Genomic DNA, 24861 nt, shown 5'->3' on the forward strand with positions numbered 1-24861 from the left:
TGTATAGTATAGATAGATCATTTATAGCCCTTTTCCACCAGACCTTCGCTCCAGTAGTTATCACATCTGGGGCAATAGTATATAGTTTCAACGATTATCTTCTTCCAGCTCTGGGCATCGAGAGCCCGCCGCAGCTCCTTGGGCAGGCACTCGTTCCCGCACTTCGGGCAGAACGGGACGAACTGGTCGAGAACGCTCTGGTCTTCCTCCAACTCTGCGACCTCCTTCGCGCCGGGAATCCTGAGGTATGCGAAGATCCGCTGGGATATAAGCTATGCGCATATCATGGATCCAATCAGGATACCTGGAGCCCTCGATCTTCTGGATCCAGACATTCGGTAAAGCGCAAAGCGGTCACAAACCTTTTTATATATGGTTTATCCTCTAGACTGAGGATGTCCGAGACCAGCATATACGTAGTCAAGACAACAGCAAATCAGGAGCGAGCAGTCGCGAACCTGGTCGCCCAGATAGCGAGAAAGGACAAGCTGGACATACGGGCGATACTCGTTCCTGATGTGCTGAAGGGCTACGTACTGGTGGAGGCTTCGGCCCCAGAGATAGTGGAGCAGGCTATCCAGGGGGTTCCACATGCGCGCTCTGTGATAAAAGGCGCATCCAGCTTCGCAGAGATAGAGCACTTCCTGACGCCAAAGCCTGCGGTCGTTGGCATAAGTGAGGGCGCCATTGTGGAGCTGATCTCCGGTCCGTTCAAGGGCGAGATGGCAAGGGTGAAGCGGGTCGACTCAGCCAAAGAGGAGATAACCGTGGAGCTCTTCGAGGCCATGGTGCCCATACCCATAACGGTCAGAGGAGATCACGTAAGAGTCCTTAGCAAAGAAGAGGCTCAGAGGTGAACAATATTGGCTAATGTCGTCGAGGCGCTGGTATCAGGTGGCAAGGCAACTGCTGGACCTCCCCTTGGCCCGGCGCTTGGACCTCTCGGTGTCAACGTAGCAGCTGTTGTCGCCAAGATAAACGAGCTGACCAAGGATCTGAACGGCATGCAGGTTCCTGTGAAGATAAAGGTGAAGAGCAGGACCGAGTTCGAGATAGAGGTCGGCACGCCTCCAACATCGGCTCTGATACTGAAGGAGGCCGGGGTCGAGAAGGGAAGCGGTGACAAGAAGAGCTTTGCTGGTAACATATCGATGGATCAGGTTATAAAGATCGCAGAGATAAAGAGAAGGAACCTTCTCTCGAAGAACCTGAAGAGCGCGGTCAGGGAGATCGTCGGTACCTGCGGCTCTTTGGGGATAAAGATAGATGGCATGACCTCAAAAGAGGTGCAGCAGGCGCTTGCATCTGGCAGCTACGATCACCTCTTTGAGGCTAATTCATAGATTGCGATCGTTGGAGCCGTAGAAGACCAAAAGTCGTGGACTACGGATGATCTGAATGAAAGAGAATATCGAAGAGGCGGTTAAAAAGGCGATCTCCGAGGCCCCGCCCAGGGGATTCAAGGAGAGCGTCGATCTTGCCATAAATCTCCATAACATAGATCTGACACAGCCCGGCAACAGGATCGATGCTGAAGTTATACTCCCGCACGGGCGTGGAAGGCCGAACAGAATCGCTGTTTTCGCAGCTGGAGATACTGCGCTCAAGGCGAAGAACGCTGGCGCCGACTACGTGATACCCCCGGAGGAGCTGAAGCTTCTGGGGGAGAACAGGAAGAACGCGAGAAAGCTGGCGGATGAATACGATTTCTTCATAGCCGAGACGCAGTTCATGCCGGTCATCGGCAAGACCCTCGGACCCATTCTAGGCAAAAGAGGAAAGATGCCCACGCCACTCCCGCCCAATGCGGATGTCGCACAGATGGTCACGAGGCTCAAGAACATCGTCAGGATAAGGTCAAGAGACAGGCCGACATTCCACATAGCCGTGGGCAGGAGAGACATGGACGCCAGGCAGCTTGCAGAGAACATAGAGTCTGTAATCACAAAGCTGGAGCAGACCCTGAAGGATGGTCGTCACAACCTGAAGTCAGTATACGTCAAGACGACCATGGGTCCAGCGGTGAGGGTGATCTAGATGTCAGCAGATGTTCGCCACGTAGCTCGCGTGCCTGAATGGAAGCTGAGAGAGGTTGACGAGCTGGTGGAGCGGATAAAGAGCAGCCGTGTCGTGGGCGTCGCAGGTATACGCGAGCTTCCGGCAAGCGAGTTTCAGAGGATTCGCGGCATCCTGAGGCCCCTCTCTGAGGTCAGGGTTGTCAACAACAACATCGCCCGGAGGGCCATACTGAAATCCGATGAGTCAATCAGGCCGCTTGCGGATTACATCGAGGACCAGACTGCTCTGATATTCTCGGATGCGAATCCGTTTGCGCTCAAGAAGATGCTGGACGCAGAGAAGCGCCCGATGCCCATAAAGGCCGGTGCAGTTGCGCCCATGGATATAGTGGTCGAGAGCGGCGAGACATCATTCTCACCAGGACCGATGGTGGGAAAGCTCCAGAGCGCTGGGATCCCGGCCGCAATAAAAGGCGGCAAGGTGGTGATAAACCAGAGGGTTGTGCTCGCGAAGAAGGGCGATGTGATAACGCCCAAGGTGGCAGAGGTCCTCCAGCTCATGGAGATCTATCCGAAGCTTGTGGGCCTGGAGCTCCGGGCTGCTTACAGCGACAGGCTGGTCTTCGCCGCAGAGGATCTGACACTGGATGTGGATGCGGTTCTTAAGGACATATCTGAGGCTGCTGGAAAGGCTCTTGCCTTCGCAGTCGAGGTGGCCTACGTGACGCCCCACACCGTGGCCCCGATCGTTCAGCGTGCAGCATCCAGGGCGAGGTATCTGGTGGCCGAGCGCGGTATACCCGTCCCCGGCATGATGGATCTTGTCATAATGAAGGCACATGCCAATGCTCAGGCGATTGCGAGCTTGATGTCTGCAGGCGAGAGCGCGCCGGAGCAGAAGCAGGTGGAAGAGGTTGTCGAAGAGGTAGAGGAGAAGAAGGAAGAGGAGGACGCGGCCGCAGGGCTGGGTTCTCTGTTTGGTTAGATAAAGGTGAGTTTAATGGAATACATATATGCAGCACTGTTACTACATAGCTCAGGCAAAGAAGTAAGCGATGATGGCATAAAGAAGGTCCTAGAGGCAGCCGGTGTGGCGCCTGATGAGGTGAGGATCAAGGCCCTGGTCTCGGCGCTTGAGGGCGTCGATATCGACAAGATACTCTCCCAGGCGACCGCCATGCCGGTAGCAGCTGCCGCCCCGGCTGCGGCTGCCGCAGAGACCGAGGCCAAGAAGCCTGCAGCCAAGGCAGAGGAAGAGGAGAAGAAGGAAGAGGCCGAGGAGAGCGGCATCGAGGGGCTCGGTGCGCTCTTCGGTTAATCCGGAACCCGCCCTCCACAGGGCGGACCGCTATTTTTCGGTTTTCAGCACGTCTCATTGAATCACCATATCGCTATTCCAAAGTATGCTGCTATGAACTTCAGCGAAACGTACAGGAAGTATATGCCGAATATCAGCTTGAGCGTGTTCGGCCTGAACCTCTTGATGACCGCGGCCCCGATCTGCGCTCCCACGATAGTTCCGGCTGCGAGGATGAGCGCGGTGGTGAGCGCGACAAACCCCTGGACGAGCTTTATGCCGCCTGCCACGACCGCCATCGGTATCATGACCGCCAGCGAGGTTCCCATGGTGATGTACACAGGAGCGCCGAAGAGGTATATCAGCCCTGGGACGAGCGCGTATCCCCCACCCAGCCCCACTATTCCGGTCAGAATGCCGATCGCAAAGCCGAAGACTGCAAAGCCGCTGCTTCCGCCGGGGATTGTACTGCCCTCCTGCTTTGGCTTGGAGCGGCCGATGCCCTCGTAGATCATCCTGATTGCGGGCAGCAGAAACGCCAGACCCAGAATCAGCTGCATTAGATCGATGTGCTCCACCAGAATGGTGAAAAGCCATGAGCCGAAGATCACGCCAAGAATGCCACCGCCTGCAAGCCAGATGGTCGCCCTTCTGTCCAAGTTTTTCCGTATGAGATGTCCATACCCTCCAGAGGTGGCAGTGAAGATAACTGCAAAGATTGTCGTGCCAATCGCGATGGGAGCTGGGTAGCCCATCCAGAAGTGTATAACAGGGAGCATTATGCTGCATCCGCCAGTTCCGATCAACCCTCCGAGGAAGCCAGCCACTAGGCCGACAACAATCAGCAATATGCCCCTCAGAGGAGTCAGCAGCGGCACGCCGCTCAGCCGATCCCCTCCGGAAAGGTAGGACCAGATCGCAAGAGCCGTTATAACAATCAGAAGTACGATTACAGGCCTGTATACCTGCCACAATCTTCCATTCATATCACATCCCTCCTGACAGCACCAGAAATGCTATCAACAGGTGGCACAGAGCCACAATTTTGTGAATCGATTTTTTTCGATTTAAATCTTTGCACTCTTGTGGGTCTAAATTCACACTGTTATCGTTAACATTGTTACTTAAAATCCAACATTACCGACATCTGGAACGAGCAGTTTTTTATTAGATGGAGTACAACAAAGTTAAAATTTTTATTTATAAAAAATAATATGCTTTGATTCTCGAAAGCTTTAAATCGAAAAATATCGATTTGATCTTGGTGGAAGCATGGCATGGCTGGTTGGATATCCAAGAGAGATGATTAGCTGGCATCCCACCATAGATCGCGAAAAGTGCGTGAAGTGCGGGATGTGCATGAACTGCGGGATGAACGTGTATGACTGGACAGAGGATGGACCTGTGGTTGCAAGGCCAAATCAATGTGTCGTTGGCTGCAATACATGTGCAAATCTCTGCATGGGGGAGGCGATATCATTCCCGGACATAAAGCTCCTCAGGGATATCTACAAGCGGGAGCACATCTGGGCAAAGGTGAAGAGACAGCTCGAGGAGGAAGGAAAGTTGAAGCCAAAGTGATGTGGTCGTGTGAGCTAAGCAATGAAGGAGCTGACAGGAATCGAAGTCTTTTGCATAGCACCTCATGAACCCTGCGGGGCTAAATGCTGTTGATCACAATGATACGAATGCGTAGCCAGTGAGATCTGACTGCAAGGCTTGGACATATCTGACTGAACATCGGGGTTCTTACCGCTCCACTCGTAAGGTTGGGTGGTGTGCTCGAATAGCTGAATGATCCTGCTGAAACCGAGAGCCATGGGTGAGATATCCCATGAGTCTGGCCGAAGTGAACGCTGCGGATCTCAATGATACAGTACATTACCTAAGATCGTGCATAAACCGGAAACGTCCCAAAAGATTTATAGCTATTCGCTTGATAAAATCATACAGCTGCAAACTGCGGTCAGATGTCCGTGCCGGATGCATCTGTGGGGAGTTGTCGCTGGGGCTAACAGTCGGTGTTCTCGTATCAAAACCGCCGATCGGAATTTCGGCGTTGAGACCGCAGCACACATCATGCTGCCTGAGGCTGCAATGGCAGCGTGAGCAGCGGTTTGGTTGGGGGATCTCGTATGAGCTGCACAAATGAGATTGATTTTGGGATGCCTCTCCTCGGGGACAGGCTTCCGAGAATGGAGGTTAGGACCACACACGGTCCGATGACTCTGCCGGATGATCTCGCAGGCAAGTGGTTTGTTCTCTTCAGCCATCCTGCCGACTTCACGCCTGTATGCACAACAGAGTTCATAGCGTTCCAGAAGCGCCGGGAGGACTTCAAGAAGCTCAACTGCGAGCTCGTGGGCCTCTCAGTCGATCAGGTCTTCTCACACATGAAGTGGACGGAGTGGATCAGAGAGAAGATGGGGGTTGAGATAAAGTTCCCGATCATAGCGGACACGGGAGAGGTCGCTGATCTGCTCGGCATGATACATCCGGGGAAGGGGTCAAACACTGTGAGGGCTGTGTTCATAATGGACCCGAGCGGGATAATACGGCTGATACTGTACTACCCACAGGAGGTCGGGAGAAACATAGACGAGATCCTCAGGGTCGTTGAGGCTCTCCAGGTTGTGGACAAGAACAAGGTGGCAACGCCGGCGAACTGGCCGAACAACGAGCTCATAGGAGATGAGGTCATCATACCACCACCTGCAGACGAGAAGACTGCGAAGGAAAGGCTCAAGATGTACGACTGCTACGACTGGTGGTTCTGCCACAAGAAGATATCAAGATGAGATACGCCTAGACGCTTACATTCTGGGCGGGGATCGATCAGCAAGGTCATGGCGCGAACGCGTGAAGCATCCTTTTATTTCATGTCGCGTCCGCTGTGGTCCTTGCATCATATCATCCGATCCCACCACAGGCCGGAGATCCGGCGTTGGGTGGTTGTATCTTCGCTTATTTTAACTTAATTGCGGGGAGATTCTCTGGAGGGATCTGGAATCAATCTGGTGCAGGAGCGTTGCGAAATATCCATGCCGGCCGGAGCTCTCGAGGAGAATATGCATCTACACCTCTGATATCAGCCTCTCGTAGCAGCGCTGCGCCTCGTCCAGTATCCTGTCCTCGCCCTCGATCACGCCATCCCTCATGAGCACCCTTCCATTGCATACCGTGCAGCTTACCTCTCCAGGCATGCTGTAGACAAGATGTGAGAGCATCGATGTCTCTGGAGTGAACCATGGCTTCCTGATGTTGATCAAGGCGAGATCTGCGAGCGCTCCCGGCCTGATGCCGATATCAAGGGAGAATGCCCTGTATGCGTTCTCTGTGGCCATCCGCCAGACAGCGTCTGCAGGAAGTATTGCTGAACGTCCCACCGAGCACTTCTGGACCACGGCTGCAACCTTCATCTCCTCGAAGATGTCCAGGTTGTTGTTGCTCGAAGCCCCATCCGTTCCCAGGCAGACATTCACCCCCTGCTCGATGAGTGTCGCGACCGGAGCGATGCCTGATGCGAGCTTGAGGTTGCTTATCGGGCAGTGGGCGACGTTCACACGCCTCTCCGCAAGAATTCTCATGTCCCTTGGAGTCAGCCAAACGCAGTGCGCTGCCACTACATTCTCGCTGAGAAAACCGAGGTTCTCCAGAAACTCCACGGGGGTCATGTGCCGCTGGTTGACAAATGTATCGACCTCCTCCCTGGTCTCCGAGAGGTGGATGTGTACCATGACATCATGCTTCTCCGCGATCTCCTTCGCCCTGAGAAGAGTCTCCTCTGAGCATGTGTAGACGGCATGCGGTCCCACTGCCGGCTTTATCAGATCATCGTCCCTCCATTTTTTTATGAACGGCTCGACATCCCTGAGAAGCTCAGGTCGCATATCGAAGAGCACGCCTGAGAGCACACCCCTGATTCCCATCTCCCTCGTCGCAGCAGCGGTCTCATCCATGAAGTAGTACATGTCGTTGTAGCACGTCACCCCGAACCTTATCAGCTCAAGGCATCCCAGCCTCACCCCCGCTCGGATATCAGATGGCCTCAGCCGGGCCTCGAGCGGCCAGATCTTATCCCGGAGCCATGGGATGAGCTCCATGTCATCGGCATAGCCTCTTAGAAGCGTCATGGCCAGATGCGTGTGGCTGTTCACCAGACCTGGAACTGCGAGCATGTTTCTTGCATCTATGACCTCATCATCATTGGGTCTCAGATCCCTTCCAACCTCGGAGATCCGGTTCCCCTCGATGAGAATGTCGATGTTCTTCAGCAGAGACCCGTTCCGAATGATGGATGCGCTGCGGATTAGCATGGACGGATGTATAAGCGGTAGATATTAATACCCTCTTGCCCGGAAAATGTGATGGGCTGAGGTAGCCAAGTGGCCTACGGCGCTGGTCTTGAGGTTCCGTAAGGAACAGGCTAACCAGTGGTGCATCGCACCGCGTGAGTTCGAATCTCACCCTCAGCGTGTACAAAATTTTACAAACAAAAGATGGTGTTATGCCCTCTGAAAATCAAAATGATAGCTGCATCGCAGCCGATATCATCTCGACCGCCATGAGGATCCTCCGCCTCGGCCCGATATGTGACAGCTGCTTTGGCAGGCAATTCGCCATGCTTGGTACGGGCATGACGAACATAGAGCGCGGGCGCTCCATGAAGACGTTCATGGTGATGATCGCAGACCTACTTGATTCTGAGAGGTCCAGAGAGATGCTGCAAGCGCTGGCCCCCTCCTGCAAACAGGCCAGGCTCAGGCTCGGGGTCGAGGGCGGGGATGAAACCTGCTGGGTCTGTCTCGGGCAGATGAATCCGGAGCGCCTGGAGGATCTGGCAGACAGAGCTGTGAATGCATTCAGAGGAATAGAATTCAGCCGTTTTCTGGTCGGCACGTTCATGAGTGGTCTTCTTGCTGAGAACGAGGAGCTTCTGCTCGCTGATGGTTGCTCCAAACACGCAGAGCCCATGAAGTCGGAGATCAACCGCGAGGTCGGGAAGCTGATAGCACTGAAGACCGGGAAGCAGCCAGATCTCAGCAATCCTGATATCGTCGTCCATCTCCATCTCACAGATGGGCACATAGATATACAGATCCAGCCGCTTTACATCTACGGACGGTACAGGAAGCTCCAGCGCGGATTTCCGCAGACGAGGTGGCCGTGCAGGGTCTGTGGCGGGAAGGGCTGCGAGAGGTGCGGCAACACGGGGCGAATGTACCGGGAGTCTGTGGATGAGCTCATAAGAGGTCCGATTGTGGAGGCGGCAGATGCTGAGGATACCGTATTTCATGGCGCCGGAAGAGAGGACATAGACGCCAGGATGCTCGGCAGCGGCCGGCCATTTGTTGTAGAGGTCGTGCGCCCACGCAAAAGGGATCTGGATCTGAACGCTCTCAGGGATGAGATAAACAGACGGTGCAGCGGCAAGGTCGAGGTCAGTGATCTCATCTTTGTCGATAGGTCCATGGTCGAGACCGTGAAGAATGAGAGGTTCGAGAAGACCTATGAGGCTCTTGTGGAGATCTCCACGCAGGTGGATGAAGAAAAGCTTAAATCCGCCCTCTCCAAATTGGTAGGTTTTGTAGAACAGCGTACGCCAACTCGCGTCTCTCACAGAAGGGCGGATAAGGTCCGCAGGAGGGCGGTGCACAGCGCCGGGCTGGAAGAGCTTAACGGCCGGATGGCGAAAATAACCGTCCGCTGTGACAGCGGCCTCTACGTTAAGGAGCTGATATCAGGGGACGGTGGCAGGACGAGGCCCAGCCTTGCGGAGCTTCTAGGATCAGACGCCAGGGTCGTGGAGCTGGATGTAATAGATGTAGGTGGAGTGTCCGATGCCAAAATCACACGGATTTCGTAAGAACACCAGGGACAAGCTCAAGAAGAGCGTCAGGGAGAGGGGTATCTCTCCTGTGGTCAGGGCGATACAGGATTTCGCCGTTGGTGATAGGGTTCACATAATAATCGATCCCAGCATACACAAGGGAGTACCGCACCCGAAGTTTCATGGCAGAACAGGGACTGTGGTGGGCAGGAGAGGGAGAGCTTACGTGCTGGAGGTCCCGGATCAGAACGCAAAGAAGCTCGTTATAGCATTACCCGAGCACCTTGCTGCTCAGAAGTAGAAGATGATAGTCAAGGACGTTCTGAAAGAGGAACTGCTCACGATAGCAGAGGTAAATGCGCTTCTCAACGAGATCCGGGAGAAAAGGTCTGGCGAGCCCGAGGAGCTTGGGTACGAGCTCAGAAGGGCCATGCGCCATGCAGAGCTCTTCTCCCACGGCACACCTGAGGATAGCAGGCGGCTCGTGGAAGCTCTCCTGGCTCTTGAGAAGGTTACCCCCGAGATAGCTGTGAAGATAGCGGACCTCAGGCCCGTGACCAGGGACGAGCTCAGGGCGATCTACGCGAAGGAGAAGTTCTCGCTGACAGAGGAAGAGCTGGACGCGATTCTCGATATAGTGCGCAGGGGGTAAGTCTCTCTTGCCCGATGCCAGGCCTCCAAAGAGGGAAACAGTAGCCCGGATACTCGACTATCTCCCCTACGGGCACGTCTCGGAGGCCATAACAAGCTACCAGAAGCGGCCGCTTGTTCAGGCAGTGGGCGAGGGAAACTTCGTTCTGATGGAGATGACCCCGAAGGAGGGGGTCGTCCCGACGGTCGGGCAGCGCGTGGACCTGACAGCGCGCGATGTGATCGAGCGCGTGAACAGGAGAATCAGCTACAGCGATCTCACAAACAGCGCCAAGCTCGAGCTCGGGTATGAGATCCAGAAGATAGTGCTCGATAACGAGGAGAGGTTCATCAGGTACTTCAACGAGGCCGGACCCATCACAACAAGGATGCACGGTCTGGAGCTGCTCCCGGGCATAGGTAAGAAGCTGATGTGGGCAATACTCAACGAGCGCAAAAAAGGCCCTTTCAAGAGCTTTAAGGACCTGTCTGAGAGGGTGAAGGGTCTGCACAATCCTGAGAAGCTCATAGCGAAGCGTATCGAGGAGGAGCTCATGGACGACCGGATCAAGTACAGGGTCTTCACAGCAGAGCCGAAGGAGCCGAAGCCTGTCGAGGCCCGCAGAAGGCCGTGAGATACAGGTGGAGTGGCTCAGAGGGGTCGGGATGAAGGCAGGGCAGCATTTTCTTGTGGACAGAGGGATCGCTGAGAGGATAGCCGGTTACGCTGATATATCGCCAGGAGACAGGGTGCTGGAGATAGGCCCGGGCAGGGGGAGCCTGACGGAGTTCCTGGCTGCGAGGGCCGGCAGGGTTTACGCGATAGAGGCGGATCCTGAACTAGCCCGTTACGTTGAGGATATGTTCCCCAATGTCGAGGTGATCCAGGGCGATGCGCTCCGAGTGGATCTGCCGGAGTACAACAAGGTCGTATCGAACCTCCCATACCATATCTCGACAAAGATAACTCTGAGGCTGCTCAGAAATCCCTTCGATCTCATGGTGCTGATGTACCAGAGGGAGTTCGTGGAGAGGATGCTCGCATCCCCCGGAACCAGGGATTACGGCAGGCTGAGCGTGAATGTCTCTTACTACGCGAATGTCGAGATCCTTGAGACCGTCCCAAGGTCCGCGTTCCGGCCCATGCCGCATGTCAGCTCATCTGTTGTTAGACTCAGGCCGAGGGCTGACAGGGAGCAGGTCGACGAATCGATGTTCTCCGCTATAAGCAGGGATCTCTTCACCAAGAGAAGGAAAAAGGTCAAGAACGCGCTGGCATCGATAGGCGTTTCTGATGATGTTATGCTCGATCTCGACCCCGCGATACTTGACGCGAGGCCTGAGGATCTCGGTGTTGATGAGTTCGTCCGGATCGCCAGGGCGGTTTCGGAGCATCAGTCGAGAAACCCGCTGCGCTAAGCGTGAGCTATTGCAAGCTTGATTTTGGCTCATTCGGATGAATTAGCGGAATGGTGAGAATGGCGAAAAAGGAGGCTTCACGGATCCAGAGATCCCAGTTCGATTCAGCTTTCCGGTAATTCGCGGAGATGACCACCGGAGTTAGCGCCCTGCTACACTCGACCTCCTTGGAAAAAGTTATTGTTGTGAATCACCCACAGAAGACCATGTCCAGAGAGAGGGTTCTGATCTTAGGGGCAGCAGGGCGGGACTTCCACAACTTCAACGTGCTCTATCGCTCAGATCCCACGCATCTGGTTGTCGGGTTCACGGCCGCCCAGATACCGAATATCGCATTTCGTGTCTATCCATCAGAATTCACAGGTCCGCTGTATCCTGAGGGCATACCCATATTCCCTGAGAGCAACCTCGAAGGACTGATCGGAGAGCTGGAGGTGGATAGATGCGTTCTCTCGTACAGCGATCTCAGCAACCAGGAGGTCATGGAGATCGCAGCCAGAGTGCTCTCCTGCGGTGCGGATTTCGAGCTTGTGGGCAGGAGAACCATGCTCCGCTCATCAAAACCGGTTGTCGCAGTGTGCGCGGTGAGGACCGGCGCGGGAAAGAGCCAGACCGCACGGTATGTGGTGGATGTGTTGAAATCCGCAGGTCTGAATCCTGTGGTGATCCGGCACCCCATGCCGTACAGGGATTTCCGCGCGGTCCAGAGGTTCTCATCTCCCGGTGATCTTGCTCCCCTTACCATCGAGGAGCGCGAGGAGTACGAACCTCACGTCATGAGGGGCACAGCTGTATATTCTGGAGTGGATTGCGAGAGGGTGCTCGGAGAGGCGGAGAAGGAGGCTGACATCATAGTCTGGGATGGAGGGAACAACGATCTTCCCTTTGTCAGACCCGATCTCTGGATCACCGTGGCGGACGCGATGCGCCCCGGGCATGAGCTCACACACTACCCTGGAAGCATCAACTTCAGATGCGCTGACATAATAGTGATAAACAAAGTGAACACCGCCTCTGAGGATGCTGTTCTGTTCATAGAGAGAAACGCTGCGCAGCTCAATCCCAGGGCAGGGGTCTTCAGAGCCGCCTCCGCCATAAGCGTGGAGGATCCGGATCTCATAAGGGGCAGGAGGGTTCTGGTGATCGAGGACGGCCCAACCCTGACGCACGGAGGCATGCATTCAGGAGCAGGCAGGATCGCAGCGGAGATCTGCGGCGCCTCGGAGATCGTGGATCCGAGGCCGTTTGCTGTTGGAAGCATCCGTGAGGCGCTAGAGAGGTACGGTCACATCAAAGATGCCCTACCAGCGCTGGGCTATTACCTGGAGCAGATGGAGGAGCTCGAGGAGAGCATCAACAGATGTGACTGCGAGACGGTGGTCATCGCCACGCCGGTTGATCTGCGCCGCGTGATACGCATAAACAAACCATCGACTTCTGTGAGGTACGAGCTCGTCGACCCTGAGAACAGACTTGCTGACGCGATACGCAAGCGCCTGAACCGGCTGGGAGCATCTGCGTAAATCGCATTCAGGCTGTACGCGGGTGAACAGCAGCTGTAATAACATGACTCTCCCTGCAGTTGTATCTAGCGCATGAATCAACCTAGTAAGCGATCCAGATGCGCTCAATCGAAAGCATTAAAAGTCTGGCATGAGATAGAGTGGCGGGCGCGCCGATGGTCTAGCGGTTATGACTTGGGCCTTCCAAGCATCCCGAAGAAAGCCTACAACCCGGGTTCGAATCCCGGTCGGCGCATCTCTCTTCTGGGGTCCTTTTTCACTTTCGTTAAATGACGAACGACATTTCGCCATCTTTATATTCTAGTTGCTCGAGTTAACTGGCATGAATTCTGAGGGTGAGTTCTCAAACATCAGGGGCTTGCTGGCCGAAAAGATCGCCGGCGAGATAACGCTTTCCCAGAACCCTGGCGAGACCCTCAGAAAGTGGCGCCGGAACTTCGGGATAAGCCAGACAGAGCTCTCTAACTACCTGGGCATATCACCAAGCGTAATAAGCGACTACGAGAGCGGCAGGCGACGATCACCAGGCATACTGATCGTCAGCAAGATCATCGATGCGCTTCTCAAGATAGACGAGCTGAGAGGATGCAACGTTCTGCGCGCATACGAGAGCATGTTCGGGGATATGGTGGGACTCAGCGCGATATGCTCTGTCTGCGAGTATGCCAGGCCGGTCACGCTTGCGGAGTTCATGGCAGAGATCGATGCGACTCTTATATGCGGAAGCACGGATGTGCAGATCAACGGCTACACGATAATCGATAGCATAAAGGCGATACTGGAGCTTCTGCCCGAGCAGTTCTACAAGATCTATGGCCGGAGCACGGCCAGAGCGCTTATATTCACAGGTGTCACAAGGGGGAGATCGCCGCTGGTCGCGATAAGGGTGTCAAACCTGAAGCCAGGGGCGGTCATCCTCCAGGGCATAGAGGCTGAGCGCGTGGATCCGGTGGCTGTGAAGATCGCAAGGGTGGAGAACATACCCCTTCTTACCACGCTGCTCTCGCCAGAGGAGCTATCCAGCAGCCTGAGCAGGATATGAGAGGGGATCACTTGGGCGTCGGTATAGTCAGCTACGGTGTTTACATTCCGAGGTACAGGATAAAGGTCGATGAGATTGCCAGGGTCTGGGGAGAGGTGGAGGATGTCGCTAGGAGCCTCAACGTCTACGAGAAGGCGGTTCCCGATCTGGATGAGGATACCGCCACCATCGCTGTTGAGGCCGCCAGAAACGCGATATCCAGAGCGAATATCGATCCGCGCAGGATAGGCGCGATATACACAGGCTCTGAGAGCCATCCGTATGCTGTTAAGCCGACCGGCACCATCGTCGGCGAGGCGATCGGCTGTTCTCATTCTCATACAGTTGCTGATATGGAGTTTGCCTGCAAGGCAGGCACAGCGGCTCTGCAGGCATGCATGGGTCTCGTCAGGTCAGGCATGATAGAGCTGGGGCTGGCCATAGGCGCAGACGTGAGCCAGGGCGCACCTGGAGACGCTCTGGAGTACACAGCAGCTGCTGGCGGTGCAGCGTATGTTGTCGGCGCCGGGGATCTCATCGCGGAGATAGAGGGCACCTACTCATTCACCACCGATACTCCGGATTTCTGGCGGAGGGAGGGGATGCCGTATCCGGAGCATGGCGGGAGGTTCACAGGTGAGCCGGCATACTTCAAGCACGTGACATCTGCCGCTAGAGGGCTAATGGAGATGCTGGGGAGAAAGCCGGAGGATTACGATTATGCTGTCTTCCATCAGCCAAACGGGAAGTTCCCCGTGAGGGTCGCGGCGAAGCTCGGATTCACAAAGGAGCAGATCGCCCCAGGGCTTGTGGTTCCGCTCATAGGAAACACCTACTCCGGCTCAACCCTCATAGGCCTGGCGGCGACGCTCGACCAGGCGAAGCCGGGGGAGAGCATCTTCGTCACCAGCTTCGGCTCCGGCGCTGGAAGCGATGCATTCAGCATCGTCGTCACGGATAGGATAAATGATGTCAGAGATCGTGCCCCGAGCGTTAGGGATTACATAGCAATAGCTGAGTACATCGACTACGCGAGATACGCGAAGCACAAGGGGAAGCTCAGACTATGAGGGCTGTATCAATCATCGGGGTCGGATGCACGCGGTTCGGCGAACGCTGGGACAGCTCCCTGCGCGATCTGGTCGTGGAGACAGGCATCGCCGCGATAGAGGACGCTGGAGTTGCAGGCGAGGCCATAGACGCTCTCTATGTTGGAAACATGAGCGGCGGCAGGTTCGTGGAGCAGGAGCACATAGGTGCTCTGATAGCTGACTATGCGGGTCTCTCAAGGCTGCACATCCCATCGACCAGGGTCGAGGCTGCATGCGCATCAGGCGGTCTCGCCCTTCGGGAGGCGTTCCTGGCGGTCGCCAGCGGATACGCGGACATAGTCATAGCAGCCGGCGTTGAGAAGATGACCGATGTCTCCAGCGGCGTTGCTGCTGACGCTCTTGCGGCAGCTGCAGACAGGGAGTGGGAGTGCTTCTTCGGCGCGACGTTTCCAGCGCTGTACGCGATGATCGCGAGGCTTCACATGCGCAGGTACGGCACGACGAGAGAGCAGCTCGCGCAGGTGGCTGTGAAGAACCATCACCACGGCCACATGAATCCGATCGCTCAGTACCATACGGAGATAAAGGTGGAGGATGTGGTGAGCTCCCCGCTGGTCGCAGATCCCCTCAGGGTCCTGGACTGCTCGCCGATAACCGACGGAGCGGCTGCTCTTGTCCTCGCGCCATCAGATATCGCATCCAGGTACTGTGACACGCCCATCAGGATCCTGGCTAGCGCGCAGGCGAGCGACAGCCTCGCGCTCCACGACCGGAGAGACATAACAACGCTGGACGCGACGGTCTACGCAGCTAAGAAGGCATTCGCTCAGGCGCGGTTAACCCCAGAGGATATAGATGTGGCGGAGGTCCATGACTGCTTCACCATAGGGGAGATCCTAGCAATCGAGGATCTCGGGTTCTTCCCGAAGGGCGAGGGCGGAGCTGCGACAGAGGAGGGGAGGACCGCCATTGGAGGGGATGTCGCAGTCAACACCTCTGGTGGGTTGAAGGCATGCGGACATCCGGTGGGCGCCACGGGAATAAAGCAGGCTTACGAGATCGTGCTCCAGCTCAGAGGCGAGGCTGGAAAGCGTCAGGTGGATGATGCTGAGATAGGTCTGACGCACAACGTCGGCGGCTCCGGAGGAACCGCACTGGTGCACATACTCTCGAGGTGAGACCACGACGACAAATGCTCCGAGGTTCTGGAGGTGCATACCCCAGAGGTACAACCTGATAGGAACGCACTGCAAGAGCTGTGGCGAGTATTACTTCCCCCCAAGGACGCTCTGTCCGAACTGCAGGCGAACGGGCCAGATGGAGGAGCACAGGTTCAGGGGTACAGGCACCGTGATCACATACACGACGATATACAGCGCGACAGAGGACTTCGAGAGGCTCACTCCGTACAACCTGGCGATAATCCAGCTCGACGAGGGACCAAAGCTCACAGGACAGGTGGTTTGCTCGCCTGAGGATATGAAAATAGGCATGCGTGTCAGGCCTGTTTTCAGGATACTCGGAAAGGAGGGGGAGAGGGGCATAATATACTACGGCACCAAGTTCGCTCCTGCAGATGATGCTCCCTAAGATAGTGTGATCAGAAATCCCTGCTCTTGGGAAAGAAGTCACTTAAGCAGAATCGCCCTGGCTGGGCGCTTTTGGCATGCTTTATACTACAGGATTAGATACATATTGTAGAAGCCCGTAAAGGTTCTGGTTCAGCTTTCAGGGGGATTCGGCGGTTTTGAGCGAGACGACGTATGATGCAAGCCATATCAAGGTGATGGAGGGGCTTGAGGCGGTCAGGCACAGGCCCTCGATGTACATAGGATCCACGGATGCGCTGGGCCTTCATCACCTTGTCTACGAGGTTGTAGACAACAGCGTGGACGAGGCGATGGCCGGTTACTGCAAGGAGATCTCCGTGGTCATCCATGGGGATGGCTCTGTCTCGGTTAAGGATGATGGTCGTGGCATTCCTGTCGACATTCATCCGCAGTACAACCGGCCCGCCGTGGAGATAGTCATGACTGTGCTCCACGCTGGCGGAAAGTTCGACCACGACACGTATCAGGTCTCCGGCGGGCTGCATGGCGTTGGCGTTTCAGTGGTCAACGCCCTCTCAGAGTGGCTCGAGGTCGAGGTCAGCAGGGATGGAAGGGTATACAGGCAGAGATACGAGCGCGGCAGGCCTGTATCAGATCTTCAGGCTACAGACGTTTCTGAGAAGACCGGAACCACTGTGAGGTTCAAACCGGATCCCGAGATCTTCGAGGTCACCGATTTCAGCTTCGATCTTCTTTCATCGCGCCTCAGGGAGCTCGCATTTCTGAACCGGGGGCTCAGGATCAGCATAACAGATGAGAGATCCGGCAGGAGCAAGACGTTCCAGTACGATGGTGGCATAGTCTCCTTCGTTCAGTACCTGAACAGATCCAAGGAGGTGCTGCATCCGAACCCGATCTACTTCTCCAGGGTGAGGGATGGTGTGTCTGTAGAGGTGGCGATGCAGTACAACACGAGCTACAACGAGTCCGTGTTCACATTCGCGAACAACATCAACACCCGGGAGGGGGGAACGCATCTCTCCGGTTTCAGGGCAGCGCTGACAAAGACTGTAAATGACTTCGCCAGGGAGAAGAAGCTCCTGAAGGGGGACGCAAAGCTCACAGGAGACGACCTGAGGGAGGGGCTGGTCGCGGTGGTAAGCGTCCGGCTTCCCGATCCGCAGTTCGAGGGCCAGACCAAGACCAGGCTGGGGAACAGCGCGGTTCGCGGCATTGTCGAATCCCTCGTCTCTGAGGGCCTGATGGAGTACTTCGAGCTGAACCCGCAGGTGGCCGAGGCGATAGTCGATAAGGCGACAGAGGCGATGCGCGCCCGCGAGGCGGCCAGGAAGGCAAAAGAGCTCACGAGGCGGAAGACCGCGCTGGCATCATCAGGACTCCCGGGAAAGCTCGCAGACTGCGTGGAGAGCGATCCCGCAAAGAGCGAGCTGTACATCGTCGAGGGAGAGTCAGCAGGCGGTTCAGCGAAGCAGGGCCGCAATAGACACTTCCAGGCAGTCCTTCCGCTCAGGGGCAAGATACTGAACGTGGAGCGCGCCAGGCTCGACAAGATGCTCAAGAACGAGGAGATAAGGAACCTCATAACAGCCCTCGGCACCGGAATAGGCGATGATTTCGATATAACAAAGGCCAGGTACCACAAGATCATCATAATGACCGATGCAGACGTTGATGGCTCTCACATACGCACGCTTCTCCTGACATTCTTTTACAGATACATGCAGCCCCTGATAGAGGCAGGTTATGTGTACATCGCCCAGCCGCCGCTGTACCAGGTCAGAAGGGGGAAGAGCGTAAGGTACGCATACTCGGATGAGGAGCTCGCAAAGCTTCTGGAGGAGGGAAAGGCTGTGGTCCAGCGGTACAAGGGCCTGGGCGAGATGAACCCGGAGCAGCTCTGGGAGACTACGATGGATCCGGAGAGGAGAACGCTTCTCAGGGTGACGCTGAAGGATGCTGTCGAGGCCGATGAGATATTCTCCATACTTATGGGGGAGCAGGTGGAGCCCAGAAGGATCTTCATAGAGACGCATGCGAGAGAAGTGAGAAACCTGGACGTGTGATCACATGGCAGAGATAGATGTCGATGTAACAGAGGAGATGAAATCCTCCTACATAGATTACGCAATGAGCGTGATAGTCGGGCGGGCCCTTCCCGATGTCAGGGACGGCCTGAAGCCTGTCCACAGGCGCATCCTCTACGCCATGTACGAGCAGGGTGTCACATTCGATCAGCCCTACAAGAAGTCCGCCCGCATCGTCGGCGATGTGATGGGTAAGTACCACCCGCATGGCGACGCAGCGATCTACGACACCATGGTCAGGATGGCCCAGGACTTCTCGATGCGATACACCCTGATAGATGGCCAGGGAAACTTCGGCTCGGTCGATGGGGATCCGCCGGCTGCGATGCGATACACAGAGGTCAGGCTCTCGAGGATCGCGGGCGAGATGCTTGCAGATATAGAGAAGGATACCGTGGATTTCGTGCCGAACTACGACGGCTCTCTCAAGGAGCCGACCGTGCTCCCCTCCAGGCTTCCGAACCTGCTCGTCAACGGATCCACGGGCATCGCTGTCGGAATGGCGACGAACATCCCGCCCCACAATCTCAGGGAGGTCGTGTACGCGCTGATCCACCTGATCGAGAACCCTGATGCATCTGTAGCGGATCTCATGAACTTCATCAGGGGCCCGGACTTTCCAACTGGCGGATACATCGTGGGGAAGAGCGGCATAGAGAGCGCTTATGCCACAGGCAGGGGCACGATAACGATCAGAGCCAGATCCGAGATAGAGGAGGGGCGCAGGGGCTCGAGGATAGTATTCACAGAGCTTCCCTATCAGGTAAACAAGGCCAAGATCGTTGAGGACATCGCGGAGCTCGTCAAGACGGAAAGGGTTGCTGGCATCTCGGAGATCAGGGATGAGTCTGATCGGGAGGGGATAAGGCTGGTCGTGGAGCTGAAGCAGGGCGTGAACCCTCAGGTTGTGCTCAACCAGCTCCACAAGCACACGCAGCTCGAGACCACATACGGCATAATCAACCTGGTCCTCGTCGACGGCCAGCCCAGGACGCTGACTCTTAAGGAAACCCTGGAGCACTACATCAACTACAGGGCTGAGGTGATCGAGAGGAGGACCCGCTTCGAGCTCGATCAGGCAGAGAAAAGAGCGCACATACTCGCTGGAATTCTCATCGCCCTCAGAAACATAGATGCGGTCATAGCTCTCATCAGGGGCTCGCATTCACCTTCAGAGGCCAGGGATCTGCTCATGGCCAGATTCGGGCTCAGCGAGGAGCAGGCTAAGGCGATTCTGGACATGAGGCTCCAGAGGTTGACGGGTCTGGAGCAGGAGAAGATCGCATCCGAGGCAAGAGAGCTTGAGGCCACGATCGCGAGATTGAAGGGAATACTCGCGAGCAGGGCGGAGGTCCTCGATATAATCAAGGATGAGCTGAGGGAGCTGGCTGAGAGTTACGGCGATGACAGGAGGACGGAGATAGTGGAGTCTGTGGAGTATGTGAGGCCAGAGGACCTCATCCAGGAGGAGGAGGTCGCGGTGATAATAACGAACAACGGCTACATCAAACGACAGCCGCTCTCCGTGTACAGGATGCAGAGGAGAGGTGGGAAGGGCAGCATCGGGGCCGAGACAAGGAGCGAGGATTTCGTCACAGACATATTCACAGCATCGACGCTGGATTACCTCCTGATATTCACAGATAAGGGCAAGGCGCACTGGCTCAGGGTCTATGAGATACCGATGGTCTCCAAGGTATCCAGAGGCAGGTCGATAGCCAGTCTCCTGCAGCTGGAGGAGAACGAAAGGATCACAGAGGCGATACCTGTCGGGAGCTTCAGCACGGATGAATACATCGTGCTCGCTACACGCATGGGCAGCATTGTGAAAACGCCGCTGAGAGCGTTCAGCAATCCGAGGAGAGGCGGGATCAAGGCCGTAAATCTTCGCGGGGACTCTCTTGTGGCTGCCAGGCTCACAGACGGCTCGAGGGAGCTGATCGTCGCCACAAAGAAAGGCAAAGCGATAAGGTTCCAGGAGAGTGATGTAAGACCGAGCGGGAGGGGATCGATGGGTGTGAAGGCGATAAACCTCTCTGAAGGAGATGAGCTTATCTCCATGGATGTGGTGAGAGAGGGAGAGACGCTCTTCACCATAACCACGCAGGGGTACGGAAAGAGGACGGATCTGAGCGAGTATCCGCTCCAGAGGCGCGGCGGCAAGGGGGTCAAGAACATAGATACGCGGAGAGGGGATGTGGTGGCCGCAATTACAGTATCAGACGACGACGGCCTCCTGATAACCACGAAGGAAGGGGTGATGATCAGGATAGCTGCATCCGATGTGAGGGTGCAGGGGAGGGCAACACAGGGCGTGAAGATCATGGACGTGAAGCCCGGAGACGAGATATCGGATGTGGCGAGGGTCGATTAGGGCTGTGTGAATCGCTGATGGATAGCAGATGCAAGCTCCGGTCGTGCGCTTGAATCATGAATGGAATCTCAGTAATCAGCACTCACTAGCACAGCAGATCACAAATACTGCGATGTCACCTGGTGCTGGGTTCGATAATCCGAGTACACAGCCCAGATCGGGGTCTTCAGGCCGGAGAGAGGTCGCATCCGCGGTCCCGTTTAAGACTCACAGAACATCCCGCCAGAAGGATGTGAGCCAGCAGGCGGTTCACCAGCTTTATGATGGCTATCAAAATCATGATTAATAATGATAGATTATCTCTTTTGTGCCAAACAATCTCTGAAGAAGTTATCAATCATGTCAAAAGGTTTAAGTTCTAGTGGATCGCAGGGTGTACAGCTCTGTCTCTCAGGAGGTGACATCGATGAGCATCATGGATCATGTGCTTGTTGTGGTGATATTCGGCGTCCTGGTCGTTGCGCTGCCATGGCTATCAAACAAGTGGTCCGACAGCCGGTCGGGCGTGAGGTAGGTCTTGTAGCTCAGGGCTAGATCCCCATGGGGATGAAGGCCCACGTCCCGTATTTATCGCATCTTGCATCTTTTTCCGTAATGCGGGCACTTCGTGTTTGTGCATGCGTCCCTCGATGCCTCTGTCAGCTCCATCAGCAGCATGTCCAGCCTGCCCTCCAGCTCGGGCGGCACATCCTCACGCCCTGCAAGCGCCTCCACCCTGTGCAGAAGGGCATGTGCTGTCACGCTGCTCTCAGAGGACCTTGCCATCTCCTCGATCTCTTTAAGCACCTCCAGCCACTCATCCACTCCCATCGAAGACCCGCTCATCAACATCTATCCCCATGATGGATCTCATCCCTGCAGATATATCCTCTGCGATCCAGGCGCAGCCCGTGGCAGAGGCAAATGATGGTAGAGGAATGACATCAACGCTGAGAAGCTCAGAGACGCGCTCAGCGATATTTGGAGCTGGATCTCCTGCAAGGAACATATCCGGAGATCCAGCGCCGAGGTCCTTGAGGAGAATGGACATCGCGCTCATCTCCATCGCTGCGAAGAGTGCCAGGATCTCCAGCGCGAGATCGTCATGCTCATCTGAGAGATTCATCCTTCTCAGGATCCCGCCATGCGAGAATGCCTCGTTCGCTGTCATCCTTCCATCATCAACAGCTCTTATCGCATCGACATCCAGCGGCCCCTGCAGCAGGCCGGGGGCGAATATCGGCGCATCTATCGCCCCTGCGATCCTCCCATCGTTTATGCCGATCGTGACTGTGTTGGAGCTGGCATCAGCTATCACAGCGTTCTCCACGCCCCTGCGCACGACGTAGTACCCGAGGCCGACCTTCTCAGGGCTCGCTCCATGAGAAAAGACCTTCATTCTCACATCTGTATTGGAGCCTCTGTGTATGCCCGGGAGCAGGACGACCGGCCAGCCGGAGATCGCCATGGCCTCGTATACCCTTGTGCCACCCCCGACCTCGATCCCGGCGCCGCTGAGCCTCGCGAGCCCCCTGTTCTCAGCATCCTGGAGTCTGGTTATGCGCGTTATGCCGTCGCCCATCGAGTAGCAGAGCGCAACAAGATCGAACGATCCGGCATGAAAGTGATCCTTTATCCTCTCCAGTATCTCCTCCGGTCTGAGGGATCCGGCCTCGGATCTTGGTATTGCAATGCCTTCTCCATGATGATTCGCGAACCTTATCGCCCTCGTCCCGTGGTCGACGCCTATGAACATGTGCTCTCCTTCTTATGTGAGTGATCGCTACAAGCCCTGGTATATACTTTGCAGACCTGTGTTCTCACGCGAACAGTCTCATTCGCGCAGGCTTATACAGAAACTGAGAGGAATGAAGACTGGCGGTTCATGAGATGAAAATGATTCCTTCATCCCACAAGCCTCAGTATCTCCTTCGCGAGCCTTGTGCTCTCCTCGATGCTATCCATGCGCGTGTCTATGCGTATGCATCTTCCGGGATAGCTGCTGCTCCTTGACACTATGAAATGATCCACCTCTCCCAGGATCGAGATGACGCCCGCGTCGTCTGGCTCGACCCCCACAGCCCTCATGAACCTGGCTGCAGGCCCGCTGAACGGCCTGTCGCCATCGAGAGGGCTCACCGCCACCGTGATCTTATCTGCCATCGCATCCCTCACGCCCTTCAGCGACAGGATCGGGCAGATGCTCGTCACGGGGTTGCTGGGCCCGATTACGACTGTCTTTTCCCTCCGGAGGGCTTCGATAAATCCACTGCTGGGTTTTGCATCGTCTATCCCCTCAAATCGAACGCCAATGACCTCTGGCTCACCCCGCCTCTCGACCCAGAACTCCTGAAAATGCATATCGCCGAGTGGCGTCGTGATTATGGTGGATACGCTGTCATCGCTCATCGGGAATACCCTGGACCTGATACCCAGCGCTTCTCTGATCTTCTCAGTGGCATCGCTGAGCGTGCCTCCTCTGCGGATGACATCTGATCTGAGTATGTGAAACGCCCTGTCTGCATCGCCTATTGAGAGCCTCTCCCTCACCCCAATTTCTTTCAAACGGGTGTGCGTTATGAAGCTGTCCCCCCTGATGCCCCACCATCTCTCCTCATCGATCAAATCCGCGAGCGTGTAGAGGACGGTATCCAGGTCAGGGGAGACCAGGTTTCCGGAGATCCATAGGTCCTCGGCTGTGTTGACAACAACCGTGATCTCCTCTGGATCGATGACCCTCACGAGACCGCGAAGCAGCTTCGGTGTGCCGGTGCCGCCACTGAGTATCAGCATGCTCACTCAGAGATATCGAGAACTATCATGCCTGTCTTGAGGGTGCTGGCCTCCTCTATGGACAGAGGGGTTGCCACAGCGTGATCCGATATTATGGCGCTGTTTCCGAACGGATCCTCCAGGATCACCGTGAGGCTGAACTCGCCCCTGAGCGCCATCTCTATCTTCGAGAGGATCTCCTCGCCCCTTGCGGTCCTCTCCGCATCCTGGGCCTGCCTCGCGGCGTTCGTTGCGAACTCGACGATGTTCTTCACCCTTACAAGAACGCCCTCGATGTTTGTTATGTAGGCCTCAGATGCATATCCTGGCTCTATATCCACCCCGATCTCGGGTATGTGGATCGTCCCGCTGGAGGATCTCAGAACCCTGGCGTTCAGGTCCTCGATCTCCCTCACAACAAGGGTGTGCCTGTACGGCTCGCGCTGGCTCAGAAGCATGGTATCGCTGTGCCTGAAGCCACACTCGCAGACCCCTGCAATGATCAGGGCGTCCCCGAAGTACGGCAGCTCTGTCGTCTCCCAGTTGAACTCCATCGTCGCCCCGCACATGGGGCAGCTCGCCTTCGTCTTGAGCTTCAATCTCTTCCTCCCACAACCTTCTCCCTGTCGATCCTTATGCCGCTCGGAACTATAATGACCAAATCGTCTCCAACTCCGGCGATATCTCCAGCCATATCCTCGACTATCTTTCTCAGCTCGCCTATCGCCCTGTCCAGAGATGCCTTGTCCCTCTTCATGGGCGCTATATCAACCAGCAGTATGTTGCGTGACCGTATCTCCTGCTTTATCTCCGGCAGCACATCGAGAGACGTGAGCTCGGCCACTCTGAGATACGCACTGGGCCTCTCGGGCTCATCCTCGAACTGGCCCAGATCCACCTCCACATACTCATCTGTGGCAGGCCTGCCCATCAGTCTTTCAAGGAACTTCACCATCTCTAACCCTCAGGGATGTGATGATTATTATTATATTTAGATCTGCTGGCCTGCACCGGCAAGCCTTAGTCCGATCAGCGACATCAGGATCATGTAAAGAGCCACAGCTCCGACGAAACCTGTGGGCCTCATGTTCTCGGGGAACACGAGCTGTATTGCAAGCAGCATGGCTATCAGTGCCAGAACCATGCCGGTGCTTGTTATTATCTCCAGCTGCTTTCTGTCCATGATGTGATCACAAGATGATCTCAGAGATATTGTTTGCGGACGCTCAGAGATGCAGCTGAACTCTTTTGTGGGTCATGTGCTCATGTAATTTCCAATCCAGCTGCGACC

28 protein-coding genes and 2 tRNA genes are annotated in these 24861 nt (G+C 55.7%); 21 read left to right on the forward strand and 9 right to left on the reverse strand.

The annotated features are described in order from the left end of the window. Positions 1-17 precede the first annotated feature (17 nt). Positions 18-212 (reverse strand): hypothetical protein, encoded by a 195-nt coding sequence (locus QFX31_RS03270; protein WP_175265909.1) that lies wholly within the window; start codon positions 210-212, stop codon positions 18-20. A gap of 183 nt (positions 213-395) precedes the next feature. On the opposite strand from QFX31_RS03270, the gene QFX31_RS03275 reads away from it, so the two are divergent. The 5 genes from QFX31_RS03275 to rpl12p are packed head-to-tail and all read left to right on the forward strand — an operon-like array spanning position 396 to position 3336. Beyond that, on the forward strand, positions 396-857 hold the full coding sequence (locus tag QFX31_RS03275; protein ID WP_324304492.1) for a transcription elongation factor Spt5: 462 nt from the start codon (positions 396-398) through the stop codon (positions 855-857). Between the two features lie 3 nt (positions 858-860). Further along, positions 861-1343 (forward strand): 50S ribosomal protein L11, encoded by a 483-nt coding sequence (locus tag QFX31_RS03280; protein WP_348530748.1) that lies wholly within the window; start codon positions 861-863, stop codon positions 1341-1343. A 55-nt stretch (positions 1344-1398) separates the two neighbouring features. Then, positions 1399-2037: a 50S ribosomal protein L1 gene (locus QFX31_RS03285; protein WP_348530709.1), complete on the forward strand. Its 639-nt coding sequence runs from the start codon at positions 1399-1401 to the stop codon at positions 2035-2037. Further along, entirely contained in the window at positions 2038-3003 is a 966-nt protein-coding gene (locus QFX31_RS03290) for a 50S ribosomal protein L10 (protein ID WP_348530710.1), read from the forward strand. Positions 3004-3018: 15 nt separating this feature from the next. Then, positions 3019-3336, forward strand: coding sequence for a 50S ribosomal protein P1 (rpl12p, locus tag QFX31_RS03295; RefSeq protein ID WP_348530711.1), 318 nt, complete (start codon positions 3019-3021; stop codon positions 3334-3336). Between the two features lie 62 nt (positions 3337-3398). On the opposite strand, the gene QFX31_RS03300 is transcribed toward rpl12p, so the two are convergent. Further along, positions 3399-4301 carry a sulfite exporter TauE/SafE family protein gene (locus QFX31_RS03300; RefSeq protein WP_348530712.1) on the reverse strand — a complete coding sequence of 301 codons (903 nt, stop codon included), beginning with the start codon at positions 4299-4301 and terminating at the stop codon, positions 3399-3401. A gap of 286 nt (positions 4302-4587) precedes the next feature. Between QFX31_RS03300 and QFX31_RS03305 the strand changes: the two genes are divergently transcribed. Together QFX31_RS03305 and QFX31_RS03310 are read left to right on the forward strand one after the other, a co-directional pair. Then, positions 4588-4896 (forward strand): ferredoxin family protein, encoded by a 309-nt coding sequence (locus QFX31_RS03305; RefSeq protein ID WP_348530713.1) that lies wholly within the window; start codon positions 4588-4590, stop codon positions 4894-4896. A 554-nt stretch (positions 4897-5450) separates the two neighbouring features. Beyond that, positions 5451-6113 carry a peroxiredoxin gene (locus QFX31_RS03310; RefSeq protein ID WP_348530714.1) on the forward strand — a complete coding sequence of 221 codons (663 nt, stop codon included), beginning with the start codon at positions 5451-5453 and terminating at the stop codon, positions 6111-6113. Between the two features lie 276 nt (positions 6114-6389). On the opposite strand, the gene QFX31_RS03315 is transcribed toward QFX31_RS03310, so the two are convergent. Further along, positions 6390-7631: an amidohydrolase gene (locus QFX31_RS03315; protein ID WP_348530715.1), complete on the reverse strand. Its 1242-nt coding sequence runs from the start codon at positions 7629-7631 to the stop codon at positions 6390-6392. Positions 7632-7686: 55 nt separating this feature from the next. Here QFX31_RS03315 and QFX31_RS03320 point away from each other — a divergent pair. The 14 genes from QFX31_RS03320 to gyrA all read left to right on the forward strand — a co-directional run bounded on the left by QFX31_RS03320 (position 7687) and on the right by gyrA (position 20819). Then, a tRNA-Ser gene (locus tag QFX31_RS03320) sits at positions 7687-7790 on the forward strand. A gap of 32 nt (positions 7791-7822) precedes the next feature. Next, complete coding sequence (locus QFX31_RS03325; protein ID WP_348530716.1) at positions 7823-9181, forward strand: tRNA pseudouridine(54/55) synthase Pus10; 1359 nt, start codon at positions 7823-7825, stop codon at positions 9179-9181. Then, positions 9156-9446: a 50S ribosomal protein L21e gene (locus QFX31_RS03330; protein WP_348530717.1), complete on the forward strand. Its 291-nt coding sequence runs from the start codon at positions 9156-9158 to the stop codon at positions 9444-9446. Before QFX31_RS03325 ends, QFX31_RS03330 begins: the two co-directional genes overlap by 26 nt. 3 nt (positions 9447-9449) lie before the next feature. Further along, on the forward strand, positions 9450-9797 hold the full coding sequence (locus QFX31_RS03335; RefSeq protein WP_348530718.1) for an RNA polymerase Rpb4 family protein: 348 nt from the start codon (positions 9450-9452) through the stop codon (positions 9795-9797). A 7-nt stretch (positions 9798-9804) separates the two neighbouring features. Then, positions 9805-10410, forward strand: a complete 606-nt coding sequence (locus tag QFX31_RS03340) for a DUF655 domain-containing protein (RefSeq protein WP_348530719.1) — start codon at positions 9805-9807, stop codon at positions 10408-10410. 7 nt (positions 10411-10417) lie between these two features. After that, positions 10418-11194, forward strand: a complete 777-nt coding sequence (rsmA, locus tag QFX31_RS03345) for a 16S rRNA (adenine(1518)-N(6)/adenine(1519)-N(6))-dimethyltransferase RsmA (protein WP_348530720.1) — start codon at positions 10418-10420, stop codon at positions 11192-11194. A gap of 206 nt (positions 11195-11400) precedes the next feature. Beyond that, positions 11401-12717 carry a cyclic 2,3-diphosphoglycerate synthase gene (locus tag QFX31_RS03350; RefSeq protein ID WP_348530721.1) on the forward strand — a complete coding sequence of 439 codons (1317 nt, stop codon included), beginning with the start codon at positions 11401-11403 and terminating at the stop codon, positions 12715-12717. A 149-nt stretch (positions 12718-12866) separates the two neighbouring features. Continuing rightward, positions 12867-12952: transfer RNA gene (locus tag QFX31_RS03355), tRNA-Gly, on the forward strand. Positions 12953-13039: 87 nt separating this feature from the next. Further along, complete coding sequence (locus QFX31_RS03360; protein WP_011696556.1) at positions 13040-13759, forward strand: helix-turn-helix domain-containing protein; 720 nt, start codon at positions 13040-13042, stop codon at positions 13757-13759. A gap of 11 nt (positions 13760-13770) precedes the next feature. Then, on the forward strand, positions 13771-14808 hold the full coding sequence (locus QFX31_RS03365) for a hydroxymethylglutaryl-CoA synthase (RefSeq protein WP_348530722.1): 1038 nt from the start codon (positions 13771-13773) through the stop codon (positions 14806-14808). Then, positions 14805-15968: a thiolase domain-containing protein gene (locus tag QFX31_RS03370; RefSeq protein WP_348530723.1), complete on the forward strand. Its 1164-nt coding sequence runs from the start codon at positions 14805-14807 to the stop codon at positions 15966-15968. Before QFX31_RS03365 ends, QFX31_RS03370 begins: the two co-directional genes overlap by 4 nt. Before the next feature lie 37 nt (positions 15969-16005). Next, on the forward strand, positions 16006-16380 hold the full coding sequence (locus tag QFX31_RS03375; protein ID WP_348530749.1) for a Zn-ribbon domain-containing OB-fold protein: 375 nt from the start codon (positions 16006-16008) through the stop codon (positions 16378-16380). Between the two features lie 157 nt (positions 16381-16537). Beyond that, positions 16538-18424 carry a DNA topoisomerase (ATP-hydrolyzing) subunit B gene (gyrB, locus tag QFX31_RS03380; RefSeq protein WP_348530724.1) on the forward strand — a complete coding sequence of 629 codons (1887 nt, stop codon included), beginning with the start codon at positions 16538-16540 and terminating at the stop codon, positions 18422-18424. 4 nt (positions 18425-18428) lie between these two features. Further along, the gene (gene gyrA / locus QFX31_RS03385) at positions 18429-20819 is read left to right on the forward strand and encodes a DNA gyrase subunit A (RefSeq protein WP_348530725.1); all 2391 of its coding nucleotides are present in this window, start codon (positions 18429-18431) and stop codon (positions 20817-20819) included. Between the two features lie 567 nt (positions 20820-21386). Here gyrA and QFX31_RS03390 read toward each other — a convergent pair. The 6 genes from QFX31_RS03390 to QFX31_RS03415 form a co-directional block, all read right to left on the reverse strand. Next, complete coding sequence (locus tag QFX31_RS03390) at positions 21387-21644, reverse strand: hypothetical protein (RefSeq protein WP_348530726.1); 258 nt, start codon at positions 21642-21644, stop codon at positions 21387-21389. Next, positions 21616-22554: a methanogenesis marker 12 protein gene (locus QFX31_RS03395; RefSeq protein WP_348530727.1), complete on the reverse strand. Its 939-nt coding sequence runs from the start codon at positions 22552-22554 to the stop codon at positions 21616-21618. Before QFX31_RS03395 ends, QFX31_RS03390 begins: the two co-directional genes overlap by 29 nt. A 149-nt stretch (positions 22555-22703) precedes the next feature. Further along, the gene (gene cofD / locus QFX31_RS03400; protein WP_348530728.1) at positions 22704-23591 is read right to left on the reverse strand and encodes a 2-phospho-L-lactate transferase; all 888 of its coding nucleotides are present in this window, start codon (positions 23589-23591) and stop codon (positions 22704-22706) included. 2 nt (positions 23592-23593) lie between these two features. Continuing rightward, positions 23594-24169 carry a ZPR1 zinc finger domain-containing protein gene (locus tag QFX31_RS03405; RefSeq protein ID WP_348530729.1) on the reverse strand — a complete coding sequence of 192 codons (576 nt, stop codon included), beginning with the start codon at positions 24167-24169 and terminating at the stop codon, positions 23594-23596. Further along, complete coding sequence (sepF, locus tag QFX31_RS03410; protein WP_348530730.1) at positions 24166-24525, reverse strand: cell division protein SepF; 360 nt, start codon at positions 24523-24525, stop codon at positions 24166-24168. The genes QFX31_RS03405 and sepF overlap by 4 nt, the downstream gene beginning before the upstream one ends. A gap of 36 nt (positions 24526-24561) precedes the next feature. Beyond that, positions 24562-24753, reverse strand: coding sequence for a hypothetical protein (locus QFX31_RS03415; protein WP_348530731.1), 192 nt, complete (start codon positions 24751-24753; stop codon positions 24562-24564). Positions 24754-24861 lie beyond the last annotated feature (108 nt).

It is taken from the genome of Methanothrix sp. (assembly GCF_030055635.1).
GTDB lineage: Archaea > Halobacteriota > Methanosarcinia > Methanotrichales > Methanotrichaceae > Methanothrix_B.